This window comes from Psychrobacillus lasiicapitis (assembly GCF_006861795.1).
Lineage (GTDB): Bacteria > Bacillota > Bacilli > Bacillales_A > Planococcaceae > Psychrobacillus > Psychrobacillus lasiicapitis.
The window spans coordinates 156816-172040 of sequence record NZ_VDGH01000007.1 but is presented as its reverse complement, the minus strand read 5'-3'; the positions used below and the strand labels follow the sequence as shown (position 1 = coordinate 172040).

18 protein-coding genes are annotated in these 15225 nt (G+C 36.6%); 3 read left to right on the top strand and 15 right to left on the bottom strand.

Annotated elements, in window-relative coordinates; all coding sequences use genetic code 11:
* Positions 1–13 precede the first annotated feature (13 nt).
* Together FG382_RS13215 and FG382_RS13210 are read right to left on the bottom strand one after the other, a co-directional pair.
* Positions 14–997: a diaminopimelate dehydrogenase gene (locus tag FG382_RS13215; protein ID WP_142539357.1), complete on the bottom strand. Its 984-nt coding sequence runs from the start codon at positions 995–997 to the stop codon at positions 14–16.
* A 72-nt stretch (positions 998–1069) separates the two neighbouring features.
* Positions 1070–1570, bottom strand: a complete 501-nt coding sequence (locus tag FG382_RS13210; protein WP_142539356.1) for a DinB family protein — start codon at positions 1568–1570, stop codon at positions 1070–1072.
* 131 nt (positions 1571–1701) lie between these two features.
* On the opposite strand from FG382_RS13210, the gene FG382_RS13205 reads away from it, so the two are divergent.
* Positions 1702–2076, top strand: a complete 375-nt coding sequence (locus FG382_RS13205; RefSeq protein ID WP_142539355.1) for a nucleotide excision repair endonuclease — start codon at positions 1702–1704, stop codon at positions 2074–2076.
* A 100-nt stretch (positions 2077–2176) separates the two neighbouring features.
* Here the strand turns inward: FG382_RS13205 and FG382_RS13200 are convergent, their stop codons facing one another.
* The 5 genes from FG382_RS13200 to FG382_RS13180 form a co-directional block, all read right to left on the bottom strand.
* On the bottom strand, positions 2177–3169 hold the full coding sequence (locus tag FG382_RS13200; RefSeq protein WP_142539354.1) for an NAD(P)/FAD-dependent oxidoreductase: 993 nt from the start codon (positions 3167–3169) through the stop codon (positions 2177–2179).
* Positions 3170–3244: 75 nt separating this feature from the next.
* Complete coding sequence (locus FG382_RS13195) at positions 3245–3634, bottom strand: thiol-disulfide oxidoreductase DCC family protein (RefSeq protein WP_142539353.1); 390 nt, start codon at positions 3632–3634, stop codon at positions 3245–3247.
* A 76-nt stretch (positions 3635–3710) separates the two neighbouring features.
* The gene (locus FG382_RS13190; protein WP_142539352.1) at positions 3711–4196 is read right to left on the bottom strand and encodes a TraR/DksA C4-type zinc finger protein; all 486 of its coding nucleotides are present in this window, start codon (positions 4194–4196) and stop codon (positions 3711–3713) included.
* A gap of 40 nt (positions 4197–4236) precedes the next feature.
* Positions 4237–4683, bottom strand: coding sequence for a DinB family protein (locus FG382_RS13185; protein WP_211356397.1), 447 nt, complete (start codon positions 4681–4683; stop codon positions 4237–4239).
* Between the two features lies 1 nt (position 4684).
* Complete coding sequence (locus tag FG382_RS13180) at positions 4685–5146, bottom strand: DUF3052 domain-containing protein (RefSeq protein WP_142539350.1); 462 nt, start codon at positions 5144–5146, stop codon at positions 4685–4687.
* 91 nt (positions 5147–5237) lie between these two features.
* Between FG382_RS13180 and FG382_RS13175 the strand changes: the two genes are divergently transcribed.
* Positions 5238–5864, top strand: coding sequence for a YfbR-like 5'-deoxynucleotidase (locus FG382_RS13175; protein ID WP_142539349.1), 627 nt, complete (start codon positions 5238–5240; stop codon positions 5862–5864).
* A gap of 88 nt (positions 5865–5952) precedes the next feature.
* Positions 5953–6597: a GntR family transcriptional regulator gene (locus FG382_RS13170; RefSeq protein ID WP_142539348.1), complete on the top strand. Its 645-nt coding sequence runs from the start codon at positions 5953–5955 to the stop codon at positions 6595–6597.
* A gap of 258 nt (positions 6598–6855) precedes the next feature.
* On the opposite strand, the gene brnQ is transcribed toward FG382_RS13170, so the two are convergent.
* The 8 genes from brnQ to FG382_RS13130 all read right to left on the bottom strand — a co-directional run bounded on the left by brnQ (position 6856) and on the right by FG382_RS13130 (position 14895).
* On the bottom strand, positions 6856–8205 hold the full coding sequence (gene brnQ, locus FG382_RS13165; RefSeq protein ID WP_142539347.1) for a branched-chain amino acid transport system II carrier protein: 1350 nt from the start codon (positions 8203–8205) through the stop codon (positions 6856–6858).
* A gap of 928 nt (positions 8206–9133) precedes the next feature.
* Positions 9134–9493, bottom strand: a complete 360-nt coding sequence (locus tag FG382_RS13160; RefSeq protein ID WP_142539346.1) for a Na+/H+ antiporter subunit G — start codon at positions 9491–9493, stop codon at positions 9134–9136.
* Positions 9471–9755: a Na(+)/H(+) antiporter subunit F1 gene (locus tag FG382_RS13155; RefSeq protein ID WP_142539345.1), complete on the bottom strand. Its 285-nt coding sequence runs from the start codon at positions 9753–9755 to the stop codon at positions 9471–9473. The genes FG382_RS13160 and FG382_RS13155 overlap by 23 nt, the downstream gene beginning before the upstream one ends.
* On the bottom strand, positions 9755–10237 hold the full coding sequence (locus tag FG382_RS13150; RefSeq protein ID WP_142539344.1) for a Na+/H+ antiporter subunit E: 483 nt from the start codon (positions 10235–10237) through the stop codon (positions 9755–9757). Before FG382_RS13150 ends, FG382_RS13155 begins: the two co-directional genes overlap by 1 nt.
* Positions 10238–10258: 21 nt before the next feature.
* The gene (locus tag FG382_RS13145) at positions 10259–11740 is read right to left on the bottom strand and encodes a Na+/H+ antiporter subunit D (RefSeq protein WP_142539343.1); all 1482 of its coding nucleotides are present in this window, start codon (positions 11738–11740) and stop codon (positions 10259–10261) included.
* Positions 11733–12071, bottom strand: coding sequence for a Na(+)/H(+) antiporter subunit C (locus tag FG382_RS13140; protein ID WP_142539342.1), 339 nt, complete (start codon positions 12069–12071; stop codon positions 11733–11735). The genes FG382_RS13145 and FG382_RS13140 overlap by 8 nt, the downstream gene beginning before the upstream one ends.
* 3 nt (positions 12072–12074) lie before the next feature.
* The gene (locus FG382_RS13135; RefSeq protein WP_142539341.1) at positions 12075–12497 is read right to left on the bottom strand and encodes a Na(+)/H(+) antiporter subunit B; all 423 of its coding nucleotides are present in this window, start codon (positions 12495–12497) and stop codon (positions 12075–12077) included.
* Positions 12484–14895: a Na+/H+ antiporter subunit A gene (locus FG382_RS13130; RefSeq protein ID WP_142539340.1), complete on the bottom strand. Its 2412-nt coding sequence runs from the start codon at positions 14893–14895 to the stop codon at positions 12484–12486. Before FG382_RS13130 ends, FG382_RS13135 begins: the two co-directional genes overlap by 14 nt.
* Positions 14896–15225 lie beyond the last annotated feature (330 nt).

The window sequence follows — 15225 nt, the reverse complement described above, 5'->3', positions numbered from 1 at the left end:
CACCGGTTGAATTTTATAGTAATTCCGCACGAAGCTGTTCAGCAGACTTTGGTGAAAGTAAACCAAATGGAATATCAAATGCTGTTTTCGCACCACTTTGACCAGTTTGCCCTAAACGATATGCTGCTCTTGCATATGCCACCAACACACTAGAAGTAAAATTAGGATTGCTTTCCAGTTTCAAAGAAAACTCCATCAATTGTTTTTCTTTACTGCCACTTTCACCACTTCTAATAACAAATCCACCATGAGGCATTCCACTGTGGTTTTGTTGTAGCTCTTCTTCTGAAATAAAATGGACCGTCGTATCATAATCAGCGAAATAGTTTGGCATAGTAACGATTTGTTGCTCCACTACTTCCTGTTTTGCACCGTCTTCTAAAACAACGAAGCATTCTCTAGTATGCTTTTCACGTGTTGAAAGTGTCGGATTTTCTCCATTACGAACACGATCTACTGCTTCTTTTACTGGCAATGTATATTGAACTGCATTTTTTACACCTTCGATTCGACGTAGTGCATCGGAATGTCCTTGACTTAAGCCGTCCCCCCAAAATGTAAATGTATTACCTTGTGGAAGCACCACTTCTCCAAGCAATCGATTTAAAGAGAATAAACCTGGATCCCATCCAACCGAAATGACACTTATTTTATTAGAAGCTTTTGCAGCTTTATCTACTTTTTCGAAAAACTCTGGTATTAATGCATGTGTATCAAAGCTATCTACAGTATGGAAGTTTTGTGCTATTTGTGGCGTTTGTTCAGGTAAATCTTTCGCAGAACCACCGCATAAAATCATGACATCAATTTTATCTTGAAAATCTATTGCTTGTTCTACTAAATACACACCAACAGAAGCATCATTCACTTGAACAGTTGAAGGATCACGTCTAGTAAACACTCCTACTAACTCCATATCAGGATTTTGTTTTACTGCTAACTGGACTCCTCGACCTAGGTTTCCGTAGCCGATAATACCAATTCGAATTTTACTCATTTACTTTTCCTCCACATTTACGATTTCATAGTATTAAAAATACATGCATAATTCAAAAGAGTCAACGGATAATTATTCAGGTGCTTCTCCAGAAAAAGACAGCCACTCTTCTTTTGATGGGCCATACATTCCCGGAACAGCCAGTCCCGCTTGTCTCATTAGTACCGTGATTTGTCCTCTATGATGTATTTGATGAGATATTAATACTTGAAGAATAGTTGAAACTGTCCATGTTTCACCGTACATATCTTTTTCTTCGAGAAGCGTTTCATCTGACCAGTGTGCTTTTATCGCTTGAACCATTTCATCACTAGATTCTTTGTATGCCGCTGCCATTTCTTTAGCTGTTTTTGGTTTTTGTGCGTCATGTGGAGTCGCTTTAAGTTGCAATCCAGTTTTCCCAAGCATCTCATCTATTGTCACAACAATATGCCAAGCAAGCGTTCCGAGCGTTCTTCCTTCGTCATATACTTTTTGATTTAACGACTCATCGGTTAATGTATTTAATATTTTCAGCGTTGATTGAGACTCATGTTTCCAAGTCATCCAAAAATCTTCTAATGTTCTAATCAAGTGAATCCCTCCAAATTTTTCTATAAGCTCTATTTCGATATACAAAAGAAAGATTCCTTCTTTCTTGCGAATAGATATTACTGCTTTGTTATGGTAGACTAAAGGACAGACAATAAGAGGACGTGAGCAAATTGATTAAAATCGAATTACCAAAACCAACTGTTACTATTACCCAGCGTGAACAAGTATTAAAAGAAGGAGATATTGAAATTCCATCAATTTATGGATTTATCGACTTTCACCAAATCCCTCGTGATAAAGGTGGCATCTTTATGTTTTTTAACAAAAATGATGAGCTATTATTCGTCGGGAAAGCACGTAAAATCAGACAACGTATTAAAAAGCACTTTGAAGACAATGTATCGCCCATGATCAAACATCGTGATGAAGTGTATAAAATCAGTGTTTGTATAGTAGAAGAAGCGATGGATCGTGAAATTTATGAAACGTATGCGATTAATACACTTAAGTCAAAATACAATATTGACAAAGCTTTTTTTAGATAAGTACCTAATAAAAAACACAAAGAGAAAGATTTCAATTTCTCTTTGTGTTTTTTGTTTGCTTTCACTTCCGGAATCTACTTTATCCATTTGGCACAAGTTTTTATTTTGCAGTCTCAAAAATGCTCGTACTGTGTAGTGGCTGAACGCGTGATTTCGGATCGATGTAGGTTTTAATATGGCTAATAGCAATTGGTACTTCTCCAAAGCCAACTGCTATTAGCTTCACTTTTCCTTCATGCGTACACACATCACCTGCAGCGTATATTCCTTCTATGTTTGTCTCCATTTTTTCATTTACAACAACTGAATTTTTTTGCATATCCAGTCCCCAATTTTTTAATGGTCCAAGCGATGCCACATTTCCGTAATTTACAATGACATGGTCAACTGGAATTCGCTGTTCGGATTTATCTTTTGCAACAATCACTACTTCTTGAACCGCTTGCCCATCACCCACTAATTCTTTAATACTAAAAGGTGTTTTAATTTGAACCTTAGAATTTAATAATTGCTGGACAGACATTTCATGAGCTGTAAATTGTTCTTTCCGATGACAAATCGTAACGTTTGAAGCAACATCCTCCAACATTAAGGACCAATCGAGGGCAGAGTCTCCCCCACCTAATACGAGCACATCAGCATCTTTGAAATGATTAATATCTTTCACTTTATAATGAAGGTTCTTCCCTTCATACTCTGCAGCTCCCTGAACATTTAACTTCCGAGGTTGAAAAGATCCAATACCAGAAGTAAGCAATATTGTTTTTGAATAATGTACTTCTTTATCGGTTGTTAATGCAAAGTAATCTGGAAATTTTTCAAGCGACATTGCCGTCTCTTCCAAGCAAATCGTCGGATTGCTATAAGCAGCCTGTTCCTCCAGATTCGCTACTAAATCTTTCGCTAAAATCTTGGGAAGTCCACCAACATCGTATATATATTTATCGGGATAAAGCTCCATTAGCTGACCACCTAATTGTGGCAAGCTATCAATTATCTTCACTTTCAAATCACGTAATCCAGCATAAAAAGAAGCAAATAGCCCTGTTGGACCTCCGCCAATAATAATTACATCATATAATTCCTCTTCCATACTTACACCCACCTTACTACTTTTTCAAGAATGAAAATGATTCTCAATATTAGCCTATCATATATCGAGTCCATCTTACAGAAATCGGTTTCGTATATCCGGGGATGGAATAATACAGCTATCCTTTTTCCCGAACCATTTGTATCTATTTTTAGCGATTATTTTATACAACTGATCTCTAAACGACTTAGGAGTGACCTTTAACAAATAAAATCCCTTCCACATCCCACTTAAATGTTTACAAATCGCAAGTGCCGCATCGGAGGACTCATATACTGTATTATTATCAATTACTATCACACTATCCAACATTTCAGGTATTAAATACTTTTTCTTTAATTTCTCACCCATATCGCTTTGTAAAGCAGCAAAGCGAAAATACCCTTTAGGATCTCTTTTAATGATAAATTGAACGCTTGCATCGCAGAAATTACATTCTCCGTCAAACAAAACAATAGCAGACATACGCAATCACTCCTTTTTTACAGTATATCAGTTATAACAGAAAAAACCTCAGTACATAAATACTGAGGCATTACGTTTACTGCTTATCAGAAGGAGTATCTGACGAACCAACTTCCTCTAAAGTTTCAAAGCTATTTGAATAATCCCTAAGTCTAGGATCTTCATCTTCAACTGGTTGGTCAGTTGTAGAATTTAATACAGATTCTTCTAAGGAGCGTATTTCCTCGTTTACTCCTTGCTGAGCATGATCCACGCATGTCGTTGTAGAAGGTACCGCCTCCAGCCTTTCCATCGGAATTTCTTTACCACACTCTGTACATACTCCATAAATACCTTCTTCTATTGCAGTTAAGGCTTCTTTTATATCAGCTATTTCCTCTTCAGAATGCTTCCGTAATGCAAGTCGTGTGTGTTGATCCGTTAAATCTGTTGCATTATCTGCTGGATGATTATCGTAATTAGATAGCTCTGTTGTTTCAAATTCTTCGTCATTCTCTTTACTTTGTTCTAGCTCCTCTAAACGGTTTAATAATGTATGTTTTAATTTATCGTATTTCGACATATGAATTCCTCCTTGGGGTTATATTAGGATTACCCATATTTCATCGAAATAAAACAATTTCCACATCTCGATTTAGCATTAATAAGTACTGATACAATTGGGCACGATGGTGGGCTAGATGTGTTACTATTTGCATTAACCATTCTGCTGTACTATACTCACTTTTCCAATATGTTGTAAACTTTTTATCCAATTGTTCCTTCGTTAGCTTTTCGCATAAACAAATAAGTTCTTGAATCCCAGCTAAAAATAGTTTTTTTGCATTATCTATACTAACCGGTGTATTAACGTAATAGTAGTTGGCCATCTGCTCCTCTGAATAACCCTCCAAGATTAGTAGGTCAGCTTTTGGAATCTGGGCAAGGTGCACACAAACCTCCCATAAGCTCATTTTATTTGCAATTGGTTGTCTATGTTGTATTTCCACATCTACATATTGAAATAACTGCTCTATTGTTTTCGCTATATATTCCAATTGTTTTATCACATCATTGATCATTTGTTCGTTCTTTTCCCACTTCGGTATGTGCGAACTTTCTTACCATTTTTTTTATATGCTCTACCTTACGAAACCGAAGAGCTGACCAATCATCATCTATTGCGATGTTTCGTACTGGTTCGAATCCTTCTTCTGCCAAAACTGTTGCTACAGTATCCCTGTTACAATTGGACCCTTTATAAACTTTTGATGACTTTTTCGGATAACATAGCCAAAATAGAGCATCCTCTTCTAAAGCAGAGACTACAGATTTGGCAAGTGTAGATACTTCTTCCATGGTGGTTCCAAATATTTGAACAAATGGGTACGTTTCTTCTTTCCGTTCTCTATCTACCCTTCCTTCAAACGCCTTTACCACATCTTCATATTCCTTTGGAACATTTACGATTAATACTGCTTTTTGGTTTTCTTTCCATTGTAACTTTTTTAATAAAGGGTGTTTATCGCTCAATTTTTTTGCCTACTTTCTTTTTATTTAAATAGTACATTTACTTCACTAAATTCTCAAATAAGGTAAAATAAAAGATAAAGGAGTGGTTTTAATGGGAATCCATAAGTTTTTTATGAGTATGAATGATTTAGAAAGAATTATTCGAGCTCCTGGACGTTTTAAATTTGAAGATCATAATGTGGCAGCGCATTCTTGGAAGGTTTCCCAATATGCCATGTTCTTTGCTACAATAGAAGAAAATAATGGTGCTACGATCAACTGGAAATCACTTTACGAAAAAACGATTAACCATGATTTTGCAGAAATTTTCATCGGTGATATCAAAACTCCTGTAAAGCATGCCTCACCCGAATTGAAACAAATGCTTTCACATGTAGAAGAAAAAATGATGGAGAATTTTATAAAAAAAGAAATACCCAAAGAATTCCAAGCCGTGTTTTTCGACAGGATGAAAGAAGGAAAAGATGAAACAATAGAAGGCAGACTATTAGAGCTTGCAGATAAACTGGACCAAGTATACGAAGCTTTTGCAGAATTGCAACGCGGAAATACAGACATCGAGTTTCTTAAGATGTATGAAACTGCGCTTCGAAAGATTTTCAAAATACCCCTACCTAAAAGTATCGCCTATTTTAAAGAAGTGATGCTTCAAGATATAATAGCAGAGGAATCTGTTATCGATGTAAAAACAATCACATTAAAAATACTGATGGAATAAAAATAATTACTTCAAAAAATACGATATATCGTATAATATAGTGTATACTATTATTGAACTATTAAGATAATTGAGAGGAGGATGTAGAATGCCAATCCCTGTAAATCATGCAAAACCTGTCCGCACCACTGCTAAAATCCATGCGTTCAATCAATTACAACAATGGATTATTGATGGAACATTACAACCGCTAGAAAAATTAAATGATATTGAACTGGCAAAAGCATTGGGTGTAAGTAGAACACCAATTCGAGAATCATTGCAACTATTAGAGTCACAAGGTTTCGTATCCATGCAACCAGGGAGAGCTACTCAAGTCACTGCTGTGGAAACGGAGGATATAAATAATCTTCTACCTCCGCTCGCTGTATTGCAAGCGCTTGCAGCGGAGCTCGCTATTTCTAATATAGACGAAGATACACTTCAGCTACTAGAGGAAAAAAACAAGCAATTTGCAGAAGCACTCCACACAAAAGAATTCACTACTGCCTTAAAAGTAGATGAAGAGTTTCATAAGATTATTGTAGATAGTGCCAATAATCCATACATACTTTCTATGGTAGAAATGCTTCAAGCCCATGTGCGAAGATTATTCTATTATGAAAAAATCATTTTAAGAGAATATTCCATCGAACAACATGAAGAGATTATTAAGCTTCTACGAGAAAAAGATGCAACAAAGCTTGCAGAAACGATGCGTTCAAATTGGATATATACAATCGAAGAATTTTAAAAACGCCTGACGCTTTCTAAGCGCAAACCAAATTTAATTTTTAAAACAGTAATTATGCTTTAATTATAACCGACTAATTTTACTAGAGGCTGCCGTGATTAACATCACAACCAGCCTCTCTCTTTATTGTTTCCTATCTGTTGCCCTTCTTCTTGTAGAAGCTGATTTCAAAACCCTCTTAGCTTTCCCTGTCTTCACAAAAAAAGTTCACTCTATTTAACTAGAGTGAACTTTTTACTTATAAGCTTATAGTATAATTTATACTGTTGCTACTTTTTGAAACCTAGCAATAACACCCGTGATAATTGTAACGATCACAAACGGTATAAGCCAACCAAGACCAACATTGTAGAATGGTAAGCTACTCTCATAAAACGATACAATTGGTTTTAACCAGCTATAATGTTCGATTTCTAATGAATCACATAATGCTTTAAATCCATCAATAACACTTATTAAAAACGTAACGAACATAACACTCACATATACAATTCTCGCATGATTGAATAATGGAGATAAGAACGTTAATAAAATAAGTACAATTGCTAAAGGATACAGCAACATCAATACTGGAATAGAATACGTAATAATATTCGATAAACCGAAGTTAGCAATAATACAAGTAAACACACTGAAGAAAATGACAAAAGCTTTATAGCTAATTTTTGGCATTAGCGTATGAAAGTATTCACCACAAGCTGTTGTTAAACCAATACTAGTAGTTAAACATGCCAAGAAGATTACTAAAGATAAAAGAACTGCACCAAAAGAACCGAAATAATGCTCTGAAGCACTACTTAACACCGGACCTCCATTATCAAACAAGCCAAAAAGCTCGGTACTAGTTGCCCCTAAATAAGCAATACCTGCATAAATAACACCTAAAAAGAAAATCGCAACACCGCCAGCTTTCGCAGTAGCTGTGATAATTCCTTTTGTTGAAGTTACGCCCATTGATCGAATTGCAGTGATTACAATGATACCAAACACTAGAGATGCCAATGCATCCATTGTATTGTAGCCTTCTGTAAATCCAGTCATGAATGCTTTGTCCCCATAACTTCCCTGAGGTTCCCCAAATCCACCCATCGGCTTAATGACAACAAATAATAATAAAATAAATAAACCAATGATTATTCCAGGTGATAAATATTTCCCGACATTATCCACGATTTTTGATGGATTTAGCGAAAATAGCATGGTAATCCCAAAGAAAAGTATAGTAAAGATAAGTAATCCAATCTGTGCATATTCTGCGCCTATAAAAGGCTGAATCCCTATTTCGTATGAGACTGCTCCTGTTCTTGGAAGTGCAAAGAACGGTCCTATTGTTAAGTACAACATTGAAGTAAAAATTACTGCAAATATAGGATGTACTCTGTTTGATAAATCTTGTAGGTTTTTACTTCCTGAAAAGCCCATTGCAAGTGTCCCTAGGAAAGGTAATCCTATACCAGTTGCTAAAAATCCTAATACTGCTGGCCATAGATTTGTACCAGCATTTTGTCCTAAACTTGCTGGAAATATTAAATTGCCTGCTCCAAAAAACAGTGCAAATAACATTACCCCGATAACAAGGTAATTGGAAAATGATATTTTCTTGTCCATTCTTTCTTCCTCCTGTGATATAAGAAATAATCATCTCTTAACGTGTGCCAAATTTCTCTTAGATGAATGCTATACAAATGATTGTTCTTTATCACCGTTGTATGCAATATATCAGACTTGATAATACTATGAATTCAGTCTCAATGCAATATATTAATCGAAATTAATTGAACATTTATTTTATTGGAATAATATTCTTCTATGATTCTGTCGAGAAAATAGTATGCGCAGTATAGGGAAACTGCGCGGTAGTGAGTTGAATGAAGTGTCCGCTGGGATTTTCGCTACAGGGTGGACGCTTTCCGCGGGCACGACTTCAATCTCCTCGGAGCTCCCGCTCCTGCGGGGCTTTCAGCTCGTACTGTTCCCGCCGGAGTCGCCACCCCTTCGCTACAATCCAATAGAGTTTGGTATTTACTCCATAATGAGACACTAAATTTAGTACTATGTTGCATTTTCTATGGGTGAAAACCTTTGATAAGTTGTATAAGATATACTATCTAGCGATTGTGATCAATTATTAGGAGCTGCCATTGCTTGAATGGCTAATAGCAACCTTTCCTATAATTAATACTGTACGTAAAATGATTCTAAATAAGAGACTGCTTGACAGTTGTAAATAAATTAAAGAGCTTTTTTGCATTGAATTATAGATTAGTCAGCAAGTTCTATTGATTGAAGCACAAGGCGGCGACACCTGCGGGATCAGCGGGACAGGTGAGACCCCGCAGGAGCGTGCGACGAGGAGGCTCACCGCCCGCCCCGCGGTAAGCGTCCGCCTGGAACGGAAATCAATTGCCTTTGCCGTATCTCTTTTACGACGCAGTATCCCTATTAAGTGACAAAACTAATACATTATTCTTTCCTAAAATAGAAAAAGCTAATTCTTTAAGATACGCTCTTAAAGAATTAGCTTCTATTTTCTACACTATTTATCTTCCGGAAAAAGAACATCCTTTAGCTCATCGTCTGACGAGTCATCTGTGAGTTTTACCCTTGCTCGATAGGCTGCTCGGGTTATTAAATGACCAGCTACTGGAGCTGTCAAAAATACAAATACAATACCAAGCAACAATCTAACACTTATAAGACCTTCGTGCACCCAAAAATAGACAAATGCACCAGTAAGGGATAATAAAACTGCTAGTGTAGAACTTTTCGTTGCCGCATGTGATCGCGTATACACGTCCGGCAAACGAATGATTCCTAATGCACTGATTACACTCATAATACTACCAAGCAAAATGAGCAAAGCTGCTCCTAACTCAATCGTCTGATTTGCGTTCAACGATAACCCCCCTTTCCACGTACTTCGAAATGGCGATTGTACTGATGAAAGCAAGTATCCCTAAAATTAGAATCGCTTCTAAAAAAGCTTTTGTTTTTAAAACGATGGAAATAACTGCAATCATGGAGATTAAATTTACACCAATCATATCTAAGGCAACAGCACGGTCTGGTATCGAAGGACCTTTTATAATTCTAACTAAAGCGATTACAATCGTAATAGCAAATAAGGCAAGGGCTGTAAAGAGTATCTTTTCTACCATTAGCGCGTCACCTCCATAATTGCTTTTTCAAACTTGGTAATGGACCGCAGAACATCTGCTTTTGACTGTTCTATATCCATTGCATGAATATAAAACATATCCCCTTCAGGATTCACTTCCATCACTACAGAGCCTGGTGTTAAAGTAAGTAACATTGCAAGTGTTGTGATTTCCCAATCTCCTTGCAGTTCTGTTCTATATGTGAAAATACCTGGTTTTATTTTTAACTTCGGACTTAATATTTGCCTACTTATCAATACACTTGAAGCTGCTAACTCTGAAATGAATATAAAAATCAGTTTAATGATCGAATATAGCCTTCTTAAGTAAAACTGCGTACCGAAGAAACGATGCATTAAGAAGATAATCACAATTCCAACGATGAATCCACCGAAAAAGGTTGTAATTTTAAGTTCGTCTTCATCTTGTAGCAGCATCCAAAGAAACGCTATAAATAAATTAAGTAAAAACTGTGCTGGCACTTTTCATCACCTCTCCTATTACTAATTTCCACCTAATACTGCTTCAATGTAAACAGAAGGGTTGGATAGCGTACGTGCTGCATCACTTACATATCCCGATATAAATTCTGCGCCGAGTCCAAGAAAAACCGTACCAATGGCAAGCAAGATGATAGGGACAATCATTCCTTTTTTCAATGGCACCTCATCTTCTGGACTAATAATTGTTTCACCAAAGATAGAGTTTAGAAAAATGCGAAGAAGTGAGTATAGCACCACAATGCTTGAGATAAACGCAAGTGCAAGTAAAACGTATGAACCCGACTCTATTGCAGCTTCTCCAACTAGCAGTTTGCCAACAAATCCACTGAGTGGCGGAATACCTGCAAGGGAACAAGTTACAACGAATACCATCCAGCCAAATAAAGGATAGTTGCGTATTAGCCCACTCATTTCATCAATTTTCGTTTTTCCAGTTAGGGCAATCATCGTACCAGCTATTAAAAATAACATTGCTTTTGCTATCATGTCGTGCATTACATAGTAGATTGAGCCTTCGAATGACGTTTGCGTAGCAACTGCTAACCCGACTAATATAAATCCAACTGCAATCACAACATTGTATGACGAGATTAAACGAACATCTTGGTAAGCAATCGCCCCTATACTTCCTACTACTAACGTCACTCCTGCCATAATTCCGATTAATGTATGTGTAATCGAAGGTTCATGGTAGAAAATGAGTGTGAATGTACGAAATAGAGCATAAATTCCTACCTTTGTTAATAGTGCACCGAACAATGCAGCAATTGCCGTTGGAGGTACGCTATAAGAACCAGGTAGCCAAAAGAACAATAACAAACCTGCTTTTAAACTGAAAACGATTAAAAATAGAATACTAATAGTTGTTAGCAAAGGACCCTGTCCTGCCTCTGCTACTCTTTCTGATAAATGGGCCATATTTAACGTACCTAGCGTGCCGTATAAATAAGCAAGTGCCACTAAGAAAAACCAGGAAGAAAGAATATTAATAACAACATACTTAATCGATTCTCTAAGCTGCGCTTTCTTACCTCCTAATGTTATTAACACATAAGAGGCAAGAAGCATCACCTCAAAACAAACAAATAAGTTAAATAAATCGCCCGTTAGAAATGAGCCATTTACACCAGCGATTAAAAATAAAACAAAAGGATAAAAGAACATTTTCTCATGACTTTCTCCAATGGAAGAAAAAGCATAAATTAGACAAATTGCAGTTACAATATTTGCTATTAAAACAAATAACATTGCAAACGAATCTGCCACAAACAGAATACCAAACGGAGGCTCCCATCCGCCAAAATCTAATCGTAGGATTCCATCTGTTTGTATTTTGTTTAAAATATATAGACTAATTCCAACCATACCAAGCATTGTAACCAAGCTAATCACACGCTGTGTTTTTACATATGGTCGAAGAAATACGAGGATAACCCCAACCATGATTGGGATTATTAAAGGCAGTACAATTATATTATTCATCATTTGTCCCTCTCAGTGCATCTAAATCATCCGTTCCGTTATCCTGATAAGCGCGGTACGCTAACACAAGTATGAAAGCCGTGACTGCAAAACTAATTACGATTGCCGTTAGTATTAATGCTTGTGGCAATGCATCGGTATAGGGCGCATCTGCTTCTGTCAACAATGGTACGTTTCCTGTTTTCAAACCGCCCAACGTTAAAATGAGCAAATGAACCGCATGAGAAAGCACCGCAGTCCCTAAAATTACGCGAATAATATTTCGTGAGAGGATTAGATAAGTAGCAACGGCAACTAATATTCCGATTAGTAGTATTATTAACGTTTCCATAGTCTATTCATCCTCACTTATACTTAAAATTATTGTTACAACAACACCAACTACAGCAAGTGCCACTCCAGCTTCAAAGATCGTTACGGTCGTAAGCTCTGTTTTGCCAAAGACAGGAAGATCAAAATAAGCAAATGTTTGCGACATGAATGGTACCCCAAACAATAAGGAACCTAAACCAGTTCCAGTCGCTAACAGCACACCTGATGCTGCAACTAGCTTAAAATCGAGCGGAAGGCTTTTTTGAACTTTTTCAATATCATTTGAAAGATATAAAAGAACAATCGCAGATGCTAATACTAATCCACCGATAAATCCTCCACCTGGAGTATTGTGACCCGAAAGGAACAAATACACACCGAATGTTAAGATGATAAAAACAACAATCCTTGTGACTGTACGTAGGATAACATCATTTATTTTCAATGTTTTCATCCCCCTTTTTCGCTCTAAGCTTAATCATTGTATAAACCCCTAAGCCCGCTATAAAAAGAACTACTACCTCAAGCATCGTATCAAACCCACGAAAATCTCCTAGTATAGCATTAACGATATTTGCACCGCCCGCTAATTCGTAAGCATTCTCAAAAAATGCCGAAATCGTTTCAAATCGATCATAATTTAATACTGCTAACGCTACCAATACAACAACTGCCCCAGTCCCCACAGAAATAACTGCATTTGTTATTTTCGTTTTGGAAGGAACTCTTTCCTTTTTCCAATCAGGTAAGTGGGAGAAGGCTAACAGGAATAGTGCAGTTGTAATAGATTCCACGACCAACTGAGTTAACGCTAAATCAGGTGCTCGAAAAATGACAAAAAAGATGGCAATAGAATATCCTAAAACTCCGTTTAACAAAGTTGCCGTCATACGCGACTTGGAAAACAACATCGCTACAGCAGCCACTGCCATCACTCCAACCAAAATAACTTCATAAGCTCTAATTCTTACATCCATCGAAAAGCTAATTGAAAATGCTCCGGAATAAAAGAAGAACCCACCTACCGTTAATATAAAGAAGAGATAAATATAGACTAAGTAGTCTCTTAATAGACCTGTCATATATTTGTTCGTTACATTAGTAGATTTACTTTCTGCAAACGATAAAAAATTATTATAGTATGCATTTAATGTATATCTAGAAGACAATAATCCATAAACCGGTTTCCATTTTTTAAGGAGTCGATATAATAATGCCCCAACTAAAACTACACCAATCGTCATTAGTAATTCAGGCTTAATCCCATGCCAAGCATGTATGGAAGGCGTAAGATTTGCCGGATCTCCAAATGTCGGATAAATACTCTCCATTGATGGCTTCAGTATATAGCCACCCAAAAGATTTGGGAAAAAGAAAATGCCAACAACGAACACACTTAAAATTATTGGAGAAATAAGCATCCCTACTGGTGCTTCATGAAGGGGTTTATCCAATTTCTCTGGTTGGACCGGTCCAAGAAATGTTTTGAAAATGATAATCATACAGTAAACGAATGTAAATACACTCGCTATCCATGCAATAATAGGAAAAATGATTCCTAAAGATTGTAAAGAAAATACATCAGCATTCATTATTTGAACAGTCGCTGCAAAAAACATTTCCTTACTTAAAAATCCATTAAACAGTGGCAGCCCGGCCATAGACAAACTACCAATTACCCCTACAGTAAAAGTAAATGGCATAAAGGTCATTAATCCACCTAAACGACGAATGTCCCGTGTTCCAAGCTCATGATCGAGAATCCCAACGACCATAAATAGTGCTCCTTTAAACGTGGAGTGATTAATGAGATGAAATAAAGCTGCAAATGTGGCTTGTGTATAAATAATAGATTCCTCTGAATAACCGTACTGCAAAGCAATGGAACCTAATCCAAGTAAACTCATAATCAGACCAAGCTGACTAATAGTAGAATATGCTAATAGCGCCTTTAAATCGGTTTGACGAACGGCATTAAACGAACCCCAGAATAATGTAATCATTCCAACACCACTTACAACCCAAAACCATAGTTGATCTCCGCCAAAAACTGGTGTAAAGCGAGCGACTAGATAAATTCCGGCTTTCACCATCGTCGCAGAGTGTAAGTATGCACTAACAGGCGTCGGTGCTTCCATTGCATCTGGTAACCAAATATGAAAAGGAAACTGAGCGGATTTGGTGAATGCTCCAAGTAATACTAAAATCATCGTAGGGATGAATAATGCATGTTCTGTTAAGTCCCCTACGTTTGCTATAATTTCACGTATACTAAAAGTATCGGACATTGTGTGAAGCATGATGAAACCGACTAGCATGGCAATCCCACCGCTTACTGTGATCAGCATTGCTTTTTGAGCACCAAGTCTTGATGCTTTACGATGATTCCAAAATGCAATTAATAGGAAAGAAGAAACACTTGTTAATTCCCAAAACACATATAACACCATTAAGTTATCGGAAAATACGACACCAAGCATGGCACCCATGAATAATAGAAGATAGCAATAGAAATGTTGAAGTGATTCTTTTGTAGAAAGATAATAAATAGAATAGAGAATTACTAAACTTCCTACACCGGTAATAAGTAATCCTAATATCATACTTAAACCGTCCAAATAAGTAGTGAAATTAATATTTAATGAGGGTATCCAATTGTATGTATGGATATATGTTTTACCGCTCGCTACCGAGGGAATCAGCCTAGCGAGCATTAAAAACAACGTTATAGGCACTAACATGACAAACCATCCTATATGCAATAATTTAAATCGCCTATAGATGAATGGCACGAGAGCAGCTATTATAAATGGGATAATAATAGCGAAAGTAACTGAAAACAAATTGTAGCCTCCTATTTCCAAAACGTATTATGTGAATTTTTAGTTTTGAAAGAATTATTTCATTTGAAAGGGATACTTGACTATCCCAGTAACTAGTAGCATAATAGGAATCCATATGAGGTCCTTATAAGTACTTCAGAAGAATTTGGGGTGTTTAACATTGCCTGTTTAAGCGAAAAGCACTAAGTATGCTTTTCATATAAAAGATGGATTACATGGATATATTAAAGAATATATCATGTTAAATTATACATGAAAGAACTAGACACTGCACTTGATGTGAATAAGGCAGAAGATTTTGAATAGCACATGCATGTAGATAGATGAAAA

Excerpts from the sequence above, each read along its gene's own strand:
- FG382_RS13215 (WP_142539357.1), bottom strand. The coding sequence starts at position 997 with ATGAGTAAAATTCGAATTGGTATTATCGGCTACGGAAACCTAGGTCGA.
- FG382_RS13200 (WP_142539354.1), bottom strand. The coding sequence starts at position 3,169 with ATGGAAGAGGAATTATATGATGTAATTATTATTGGCGGAGGTCCAACA.
- FG382_RS13195 (WP_142539353.1), bottom strand. The coding sequence starts at position 3,634 with ATGTCTGCTATTGTTTTGTTTGACGGAGAATGTAATTTCTGCGATGCA.
- FG382_RS13190 (WP_142539352.1), bottom strand. The coding sequence starts at position 4,196 with ATGTCGAAATACGATAAATTAAAACATACATTATTAAACCGTTTAGAG.
- FG382_RS13175 (WP_142539349.1), top strand. The coding sequence starts at position 5,238 with ATGGGAATCCATAAGTTTTTTATGAGTATGAATGATTTAGAAAGAATT.
- FG382_RS13170 (WP_142539348.1), top strand. The coding sequence starts at position 5,953 with ATGCCAATCCCTGTAAATCATGCAAAACCTGTCCGCACCACTGCTAAA.
- brnQ (WP_142539347.1), bottom strand. The coding sequence starts at position 8,205 with ATGGACAAGAAAATATCATTTTCCAATTACCTTGTTATCGGGGTAATG.
- FG382_RS13155 (WP_142539345.1), bottom strand. The coding sequence starts at position 9,755 with ATGGTAGAAAAGATACTCTTTACAGCCCTTGCCTTATTTGCTATTACG.
- FG382_RS13145 (WP_142539343.1), bottom strand. The coding sequence starts at position 11,740 with ATGAATAATATAATTGTACTGCCTTTAATAATCCCAATCATGGTTGGG.
- FG382_RS13140 (WP_142539342.1), bottom strand. The coding sequence starts at position 12,071 with ATGGAAACGTTAATAATACTACTAATCGGAATATTAGTTGCCGTTGCT.